The organism is Tomitella cavernea, assembly GCF_016599145.1.
GTDB classification, from domain to species: domain Bacteria; phylum Actinomycetota; class Actinomycetes; order Mycobacteriales; family Mycobacteriaceae; genus Tomitella; species Tomitella cavernae.
Genome location: NZ_JAENKO010000035.1, coordinates 41,304 through 49,787, shown reverse-complemented (window position 1 = coordinate 49,787; position 8,484 = coordinate 41,304). Strand labels below are relative to the sequence as shown.

At 71.3% G+C, this 8,484-nt stretch carries 9 protein-coding genes; 1 reads left to right on the top strand and 8 read right to left on the bottom strand.

Going from position 1 to position 8,484, the window contains the following annotated elements:
• Positions 1 to 87: 87 nt before the first annotated feature.
• From JJ683_RS12735 to JJ683_RS12705, 7 genes are all read right to left on the bottom strand, one after another.
• Positions 88 to 1,170 (bottom strand): ferrochelatase, encoded by a 1,083-nt coding sequence (locus JJ683_RS12735; RefSeq protein ID WP_200174611.1) that lies wholly within the window; start codon positions 1,168 to 1,170, stop codon positions 88 to 90.
• A 5-nt stretch (positions 1,171 to 1,175) separates the two neighbouring features.
• Positions 1,176 to 1,973, bottom strand: a complete 798-nt coding sequence (inhA, locus tag JJ683_RS12730) for an NADH-dependent enoyl-ACP reductase InhA (RefSeq protein ID WP_200174610.1) — start codon at positions 1,971 to 1,973, stop codon at positions 1,176 to 1,178.
• A gap of 82 nt (positions 1,974 to 2,055) precedes the next feature.
• Positions 2,056 to 2,793: a 3-oxoacyl-ACP reductase FabG1 gene (gene fabG1, locus JJ683_RS12725; RefSeq protein WP_200174609.1), complete on the bottom strand. Its 738-nt coding sequence runs from the start codon at positions 2,791 to 2,793 to the stop codon at positions 2,056 to 2,058.
• Between the two features lie 97 nt (positions 2,794 to 2,890).
• Positions 2,891 to 3,871: a VWA domain-containing protein gene (locus JJ683_RS12720; RefSeq protein ID WP_200174608.1), complete on the bottom strand. Its 981-nt coding sequence runs from the start codon at positions 3,869 to 3,871 to the stop codon at positions 2,891 to 2,893.
• Positions 3,868 to 4,857, bottom strand: a complete 990-nt coding sequence (locus JJ683_RS12715) for a DUF58 domain-containing protein (protein WP_200174607.1) — start codon at positions 4,855 to 4,857, stop codon at positions 3,868 to 3,870. Before JJ683_RS12715 ends, JJ683_RS12720 begins: the two co-directional genes overlap by 4 nt.
• A complete protein-coding gene (locus JJ683_RS12710; protein ID WP_200174605.1) occupies positions 4,854 to 5,984 on the bottom strand; it encodes an AAA family ATPase in 1,131 nt (376 codons plus the stop codon). Before JJ683_RS12710 ends, JJ683_RS12715 begins: the two co-directional genes overlap by 4 nt.
• A gap of 127 nt (positions 5,985 to 6,111) precedes the next feature.
• Positions 6,112 to 7,461, bottom strand: coding sequence for a C40 family peptidase (locus tag JJ683_RS12705; RefSeq protein ID WP_200174625.1), 1,350 nt, complete (start codon positions 7,459 to 7,461; stop codon positions 6,112 to 6,114).
• A gap of 135 nt (positions 7,462 to 7,596) precedes the next feature.
• Here JJ683_RS12705 and JJ683_RS19450 point away from each other — a divergent pair, with 135 nt between their 5' ends.
• The gene (locus JJ683_RS19450; RefSeq protein WP_277952131.1) at positions 7,597 to 7,722 is read left to right on the top strand and encodes a hypothetical protein; all 126 of its coding nucleotides are present in this window, start codon (positions 7,597 to 7,599) and stop codon (positions 7,720 to 7,722) included.
• Between the two features lie 169 nt (positions 7,723 to 7,891).
• Here the strand turns inward: JJ683_RS19450 and JJ683_RS12700 are convergent, their stop codons facing one another.
• Positions 7,892 to 8,419 carry an Rv1476 family membrane protein gene (locus tag JJ683_RS12700; protein ID WP_200174603.1) on the bottom strand — a complete coding sequence of 176 codons (528 nt, stop codon included), beginning with the start codon at positions 8,417 to 8,419 and terminating at the stop codon, positions 7,892 to 7,894.
• Positions 8,420 to 8,484 lie beyond the last annotated feature (65 nt).

The following is an 8,484-nucleotide window of genomic DNA, read 5'->3' as shown; positions in this document are numbered from 1 at the left end:
GGCCCGAGCGCCGCCACTGACTTTGCCCGCCGGCCGCCGGCGCGGACCCGGACCCACCGCGGTAGTCGGCGCAGCGGGCCGCGTGGACTAGCCGCCGGTGCGCGGCCGCGGCGCGGATGCCGCACAACAGGCGACCGCGCACGGGGCGCCGTTCCGGGTGCAGCCGTACTGAGGCACGTTCCCGGACCGTCGCGGCGCGGCACCGTCGAGGTGCTCACGGATGAGCTCGACGATCATCTGCGCCATCCGCGGATCGGCGCCGGGTGTGGCGACCCGGCCGAACGCCAGACCCAGGCGTGCGGCGTGCTCGCGGGCCTCGGTGTCGAGGTCCCAGATCACCTCGAGATGATCCGAAACGAACCCGACGGGGCACACCAGGACACCGTCGTACCCGCGCGCCGCCACGTCGTCAAGGTGATCGCAGATGTCGGGGCCGAGCCACGGGATGTGCGGCGGGCCTGACCGCGATTGCCACACCACGTCGTGCTCGTCGATGCCCGCGGCCTGCGCCACCAGCCGGGCCGACTCGGCGACCTGACGGCTGTAGAGGCGGCCGCCGTCGGCGGGCGGGCCCGCCGCAAGGTCTGCCGAATCGGGCACCGAGTGGGCGGTGAACACCACGCGGGGACGCTCGGCGCCCAAGAAACCGCGGGCTTCACGCACAGCATCGGCGAACGCGGCGATGAACAGCGGGTGGTCGTGGAACTGCCGCAGCCGCACCAGCTTCGGCGCGCGGTCCCCCACTGCGGCACGGGCGCGGGCGACGTCCTCCTGATACTGACGGCATCCGGAGTAGCCGCCCCACGCGGAGGTGGCGAACACGAGCGCGCTCTCGACGCCGTCGGCGGCGAGGCCGGCCACGGCGTCCTCGATCATCGGATGCCAGTTGCGATTGCCGAAGTGGACCGGAATGTCGATGCCTTCCGCGCGCAGTCGGGCGCGGACGGCGTCGATGAGCGCGCGATTGAGCGCGTTGATCGGTGAGATGCCGCCGAAGTGCAGGTAGTGTTTCGCGACGGCGTCGAGGCGTTCCGGCGGTATGTTCCGTCCGCGCGTGACGTTCTCCAGGAACGGGCGTACATCCTGCGGCCCCTCGGGGCCCCCGAACGATGCCACGAGTAGGGCGCGTGCGCCGGGCTCGCGCACAGACTCCCCCGATGCGCTGGCCATGCCGGTCAGCCGATGGTGGCGTGGAAGCCGCCGTCGACGTAGACCACGGAGGCGGTGGTGCCGGGCAGCCAGTCGGAAAGCACAGCGGCAACCGTCTTGGCGACCTTCGTCGGGTCGTCGACGTCCCAGCCGAGCGGCGCCGCACGGTCCCACATTTCGTTGAGCCGGGCGAGCTCCGCGCCGGGCCCGGTCGCGTCACCCGCGATCGCCTTGGCGGCGAGGGTTTTGACGGGGCCGGCCGCTACCAGGTTGGAGCGGATGCCGCGGCCGCCGACCTCCTTGGCCACGTACCTGTTCACCGACTCGAGCGTGGCCTTGGAAACGCCCATCCAGTTGTAGAACGGCATCGACCGGGTGGGGTCGAAATCCATGCCCACCAGCGACGCGCCGTCGTTGAGCACCGGCAGCAGCGCCTTGGCCAGCGCCGCGTACGAGTACGCCGAGACCTCGAGCGCCTGGGAGACGTCCTCCCACGGCGCGTCGAAGAACCCCGCGCCCAGGCAGCTGCGCGGCGCGAAGGCGATCGAGTGGACGACGCCGTCGATGCCCTCGGGCGCGACCTCGCGGACCCGGTCCGCCAGGGACCCCAGATGTTCGGAGTTCTGGACGTCGAGCTCGACGGCCGGCGGAACGTCCTCCGGCAGGCGCTGGGCGATCCTGTCGATCAGGCGCAGCCGGTTGAAGCCGGTGATGATGACGCGGGCGCCCTGTTCTTGGGCGGTCTTGGCCACGTGGAATGCGATAGACGCATCGGTGATGATCCCGGTGACCAGGATGGTCTTGCCGGCGAGCAGTCCTGCCATGCGGTGTGCGCCTCCTGCGCTGCGGTGTGTGCGGGCGAGCCGTGTCGCGGCCCGCCGGTGCCCTGCGGGGTCCGGTCCCCGGTCAGTGTCCCATGCCGAGCCCGCCGTCGACCGGGATCACGGCACCCGAGACGTACGAGGCGCCGTCGGAGGCGAGCCAGCTCACTGCCGCAGCCACCTCCTCGGTGCGTCCGGGGCGGCCGAGCGGCACGGCCTCGACGATGGCCTTCTTGTGCGCGTCCCCGAGGACCGCGGTCATGTCGCTGTCGATGAAGCCGGGGGCCACGACGTTGGCGGTGATGGAGCGAGAACCGAGCTCGCGGGTGAGCGACCGGGCCAGGCCCACCACGCCGGCCTTGGACGAAGCGTAGTTGATCTGGCCGGGGCCGCCTGATTGCCCGACGACCGAGCCGAGGAAGATGAACCGTCCGAAGCGCTTGCGCAGCATGGGCCGCGAGGCGCGTTTGGCCACGCGGAACGCGCCGGTGAGGTTGGTGTCGACGACGCGCTGGAACTGCTCCTCCGACATGCGCATGAGCAGCGTGTCGTCGGTGATGCCCGCGTTGGCGACGACCACCTCGACGGGACCCTGATGCTCTTCTACCTCGGTGAACGCGCGATCCACCGAGTCGGAATCGTCGACATTGCAGACGACGCCGAACAGGCCCTCCGGCACGCCGGATCCGCGGTGTGTCACGGCCACCCGGTGCCCGTCGGCCACGAGCCTGCGGGCGATCGCCAGGCCGATGCCGCGGTTGCCGCCGGTGACCAGGACGGAACGGCCCTGCGCGTCAGTGGGACTCTCATCGGTCTTTGCCATGGTGACTCACCCTACCCATCGGTATCGGCGCGCCGAAAGCGCGGGCGGCCGCCGTGCACAGCCGTCACAGTCCGTACCGTCACGACCGTCACGACCGTCACGGGAGCCGCCTGCCCACGACGAGCGAACCGGCCGCCGCGGCCAGGACGAGCGCCGAACCCAACAACAGCCAGGGACGCGAGGCGTCGCCGCGTTCGATCTCGAAGCCCAGTTGCGTCTGCAGGGTGTCGTAGACGCTCTCCAGCTCGCCGAGGCTCGATGCCCGGAAGAAGGTGCCCCCGGACAGGTCCGCGATCTGCTTGAGCGAATCGTCGTCCACGGGAACGTTGATCCGCTGCCCCTCGATATCGACGTACCCGTAGGAGGTGCCGAACGAGATCGTCGACACCGGTACGCCCACCTTCTTGGCCTGCCGCGCCGCGGTGAACGCGCCGCGCGGGTCGTTGAGGCCCTGCGGCACGGTCTGGGTGCCGTCGGATTCCAGGACGATCCGTGCGGGCGGGACGTTGTCGCCGCCGCCGAGCCCGGCGCCGAAGTTCTCGATCGCCTGCAAAGAGGTGAAGATCGCCTCGCCCGTGGCGGTGCGCTCGGCCAGCTGCAGATTGTCGATGGCGGCGACCACCGACTGCCGGTTGGTGGTGGGTGAGACGAGAACCGACGCCGTACCCGCGAAGGACACCAGGCCGAGGTTGATGCCGTCGGGCAGCTCGTCGACGAACGACTTCGCCGCCTCCTGCGCCGCCTCGAGCCGGCTGGGCTGCACGTCGGTCGCCTCCATCGACAGCGACACGTCGATGGCCAGCATCACGGTGGCCCTGTTGCGGGGGACCTTGTGGTCCGCGGTGGGGCCGGCGGCGGCGATGGTGAGGCCGGTGAGGCCGAGCACCAGCATCGCCGCAGGCAGGTGGAGGTACCACTTGCGGCGCTGCGGGGCCACCGCGTCGAGCATGTCGAAGCTCGCGAAGCGCAGGGCCTTGCGCCGGCGCCGCAGCTGCACCGCGATATACCCGGCCGCCACCAACGCCACCGCGATCAGCCAGAGAAGCCACCAGGGGTGGACGAATCCGGACAGGCTCACAGCGCGGCCTCCGCCCCCGGCGCGGAGGTGGCCATCGCCCCGGCATCGAGCCGACGCCGCGTCGCGACGAACCGGGCCGTGTCCGCCATCCAGTCGCGATCGGTGCGCAGCCGCAGCATCGGGGCGCCGTTGCTGCGGAAAACCCGGGAGACGACGTCGCGGTGGGCCGCGGAAGCCGCGGCGAAGTCGGACCGGACCTTCGCCGTGGTGGTGAATTCGCGCGTGCGGCCGGATTCCGGATCGCGCAGAATCACGGTGCCCACGTCAGGAAGGGCGATGTCGCGGGGGTCCAGCACCTCGACGCCGAGCACGTCGTTCGCGGCGGCGATCCCCCGTAGCGGCCGCTCCCAGTCTGGGTCGCCGAGGAAGTCGCTCACCACGACGACGAGACCGCGCCGGGAACGCCGCCGGCGGAGGGACTCGATGGCCCCCGCCAGGTCGCCCCGCACCCCGTCGGCCGGACGCTGCGTGGTGGCGATCGCGCGCAGCAGTGTGCGCGCGTGCACCCGTCCGCTGCGTGCCGGGATGCGAATCCGCTCGGAACCGGTGTCGATGACGGCGCCGATCCGGTTGCCGCCGCGCAGGGTGAGGTAGGTGATCGCGGCGCACGCGGCGACCGCGAGGTCACGCTTCTCGCAGTGGGCGGTACCGAAGTCGAGGCTCGCGGACAGGTCCACAACCAGCGATGTCTCGAGTTCACGGTCGGCTATGGGCATGCGCATGTGCGGCACAGTGGTGCGCGCGGTGACCGACCAGTCCATCAGGCGCACGTCGTCGCCCGGCTGGTACTCACGCGCGTCCCCGGGTTCGGTGCCCGGGCCCGGGATCAGCCCGTGGTAGTCGCCGTGCAGCAGACCGTCGAGGCGCCGCCGCACCGTGAGCTCCAGCGTGTGCAGGGCCGCGCTGAGCGCCGGGTCTTCGAGTTCACCGCGCGCGAAGGACGGCGGACCGCCCCGAGCGGCCGCGCGGGAGGCCTGCCCCGTCAACGCCGGGGACCGGCGTCGGTGGCCGGCGGCGCCGGGTGCGCGCCCGACCCGTGCTGCGGGGGCGGTGTCTGTGCGGGCGGCGTCTGTGCGGCCGTCACCTGGGGCAGGGGCACCGCGCTCATGACCTTCCGCACGATGTCCTCGGCCGAGACCTCGTCCGCCAGCGCGTCATAGGTGAGGACCAGCCGGTGCCGCAACACGTCGGGGACCACCTCCACCACGTCCTGCGGCACCACGTAGTCACGTCCGCGGATCAGCGCGAGCGCCCGCGCCGCGGCGATGATGCCGAGCGTGGCGCGCGGCGAGGCGCCGTAGGCGATCCACTGCCCCACCTCGTGGAGTCCGTGGTCCTGCGGGCTGCGGGTGGCGGTGATCAGCCGCACCACGTAGTCCACCAGTGCGTGGTGGACGAACACCGTCCCCACGGCCTCCTGTAGCCGCACCAGGTCCTCCGGGCCGAGCACGCGCTCCGGAACGGGCGCGGTGCCGCCCATGCGGTAGACGATCTCGCGCTCCTCCTCCGGCGTCGGATAGCCCACGAGCACCTTGAACAGGAAGCGGTCCCGCTGCGCCTCCGGCAACGGGTAGACGCCCTCGCTCTCGATCGGGTTCTGCGTCGCCATCACAAGGAACGGCAGCGGCATGGGGTACGTGGTCCCGCCGATGGACACGTGCCCCTCCGCCATCACCTCCAGCAGTGCGGACTGCACCTTGGCCGGGGCACGGTTGATCTCGTCGGCCAGGACGAAGTTGGCGACGACAGGCCCCAACTCGGTGTCGAACTCCTCGCGGCCCTGCCGGTAGATGCGTGTGCCGAGCAGGTCGGTGGGCACGAGGTCGGGCGTGAACTGGATGCGGGAGAAATCGCCACCCATCACCCTGGCGAACGTCTCCACGGCCAGCGTCTTCGCGATACCGGGCACGCCCTCGAGCAGCACGTGGCCGCGGGCGAGGACGGCGACGAGCATCCGCTCGACCAGATGGTCCTGGCCGACGATCACGCGCTTGATCTCGTAGACCGCGCGCTCGAGCATCGCGGTGTCCGCGGGCAGCCCGGCCGCGCGGGGCACTGCTGCGCCTGTGCCGCCGCCCGTCTGCGTGTGATCCGCAGTACCCTGTCCGGTCATGTCATGGCTCGCCACCGGTGTGCCGCCCTCCTGATTCGGTGCGCGCGCGGAGATTCCGCACGCCTGAACGCCGGCCGTGCGCGGCAGCGCGGGGTGGCGCGGCTGCGGTCCGTCACCCGAAGGTCCGTCACCCGATCATGCGCACCGCGTACGGCTGTATCCCGGACCACCGTACCGGTGCCACCCGGACCACGCCGCCGGAGAAGGGGGCCTCCAGCATCTGCCCGTCACCGAGGTACAGCGCCACGTGCTGGCTGCCGCCGGGCCCCCAGAAGAGCATGTCGCCGCGGCGGGCCTGGTCCACGGGTACCTGCTTGCCGGCCGTGTACTGGTAGCCGGAGTACTTGGGCAGCGAGATCCCCACGCCCGCGAAGGCGTAGACCATCAGGCCGGAGCAGTCGTAGCCGACGTTCTTGTAGTCGCCGTACGTGTCCGCCACGCCGCCGTCGCGCACGCCCAGCGTGGGCCCGTTGGCATTGCCGCCGCCCCAGGAGTACCGCACGCCCAGCTGCGACATGCCGCGGTCGATGACGATCTCGATCTTCTGCGCGGCGGACTTGCTCGCCACCGCTGTGTCCACGGTTCCGGTGAGGTTGCCGTTCTCCTGGCTCGCGGCGACTGCGTCGGCGGCGGCCTGCGCCGCGGAATCGGCCGCCGCTCGCGCAGCGGCCTCGGCGGCGGCCTTGCGCGCCGCTTCCTGGGCGGCACGGGCCGCGGCCTCCTCCGCCTGCCGCCGGCGGTCCCATTCCTCGTAGACCTCGCGCTGCGACTGCAGCCCCTCGACGTTGTTGCGGGCGGCCGCGAGCTCCTGCTCCGCCTCCTGCTTGTTCGCCTCGATGCGCGCGCGCTCGGCGGCTTGCTGCTGCGCTGCGTCCTCGGCCTCGGAGATGGCCTGCTTGGCCGCCTGCTCCTTCCGGCGGGCGTCGTCGGCCGCGGCGTCCGCGCGCTGCTTGGCCGCCTTGTTGGACGAGACCTCGTTGGCTTCCTGAGCGCGGGCGCGCTGCAGGTCCACCATCGCGTTCTCGAACGCCTGGCGGACCACCTCCATCAGCCGGGCGCGTGTCAGAACGTCGTCGGGGCCGTCCGAGCCCAGGAACATCGTCAGCGAGCCGACGGGGGCACCCTGCTGGTATCCGGTCGATACGTACTGCTCGAACTGCTCCTGGGCGCGCTGGATGGCGGTTCCGGCGTCGGACAGTTGGCGCTGGGCGGTCTGCACGGCGGCGGCGGCCTCCGCGGCGACGGACCGGGCCCGCTGCAGGTCGACGAGCGCCTTGTTGGCCGCCTCGCGTTTGATCTGCACGCGGCCGATGAGGTTCTGCAGATCCTGGTCGGCTTGCGCGATCCTGTTGATGAGCTCGCTGACGTGCCCCACGCCCTGCGTCACCGCGCCCGCGGCGTCCCGCAACTGCGAGTCCGACGGGTTGGGCGGCGGGGGCGGCACGGCCATCGACATCCCGGGGGAGGTCAGCAGCATCGCACCGGCGACGAACAGGCCCGCCCCCACGCGTGTGCGAGTCCGGAACGGACGAGGATGGTCATCAGATCGCGCAGCGCTCGATCCCTTACGTCCCACGAAGTTCTCCCTCGGTTTCGCCGCACCGCGCACCGGGTGACCCGGGCACGCGGCGGCGGCAGCGAGCGCGGGGCGCTTCCCTTCGCTCCGCACATCCCGGATGCGGCGGTGGCCCGGGCCGGCACGTCGCACGCCGGCCAGCAGACGCACTGCTTCCGCTGACGGTCGATCCGACGCGCCGACAGGACTCCCATACGCAACATCCGTGCCAGTAGCACCGTACGACAGATCGTGTCCCATAGTGAACTTCTGTCACAAATATCAGCGATGTAATACGCGAAAGGGCAGGTGACAGGGGTAGATGGGCGCGATGGATGGAACGAAGAGCGGCTCAGCCGCGTGCGCGGCGGACGTTGAGAACGGTGCCGCCGGCCACCACGATCACGACGAGCACGAGGAGGACGGCGGAGACGGCCGTCCAGGGGAACTGGTCCTGCCCCACCTCGTCGACGAACCGTTGTGCGGCGACCGTCAATTCCGGTGACCGCGGATGCTGTACGGCGTTCTCCGCGGACTCGAGGGTGAACCTGCTCAGCGAGTCGCTGTAGGTGCCGATCTGCGCGGGGCCCAAGGTGAGGACGGTGCCGCCCTCCGACTCGCCGACAGCGGTGGACAGGTCGCGCAGACGCTCGGGGTAGGCGATGGCGCTGCCGAGCTTCATCCCCCACTGATCGTGCGGGACCACGACGACGGACAACTCCAGGCCCTCCTGCTGCGCGTCCGTCACCACGGCGCGCAGCCCGGGCGCGACATCCGTGTACTCGGGCGGCACGGACACGCCGCCGTGGGCGACGTCCCGGATCACCTGCTGCACGTTCATCCCCGCGAGGGTTTCCGAGGCGTAGTCGGCGGAACTCATCGGCGACCCTTCTCCGTGATCCTTCTCCGGCGTCGGCGGAGCATGACACGGTGAGTCTAGGGGGC

Coding starts and splice junctions, on each gene's coding strand:
- inhA (WP_200174610.1), bottom strand. CDS start 1,973: ATGGCAGGACTGCTCGCCGGCAAGACCATCCTGGTCACCGGGATCATC.
- fabG1 (WP_200174609.1), bottom strand. CDS start 2,793: ATGGCAAAGACCGATGAGAGTCCCACTGACGCGCAGGGCCGTTCCGTC.
- JJ683_RS12700 (WP_200174603.1), bottom strand. CDS start 8,419: ATGAGTTCCGCCGACTACGCCTCGGAAACCCTCGCGGGGATGAACGTG.
- JJ683_RS12710 (WP_200174605.1), bottom strand. CDS start 5,984: ATGACCGGACAGGGTACTGCGGATCACACGCAGACGGGCGGCGGCACA.
- JJ683_RS12735 (WP_200174611.1), bottom strand. CDS start 1,170: ATGGCCAGCGCATCGGGGGAGTCTGTGCGCGAGCCCGGCGCACGCGCC.
- JJ683_RS12705 (WP_200174625.1), bottom strand. CDS start 7,461: ATGCTGCTGACCTCCCCCGGGATGTCGATGGCCGTGCCGCCCCCGCCG.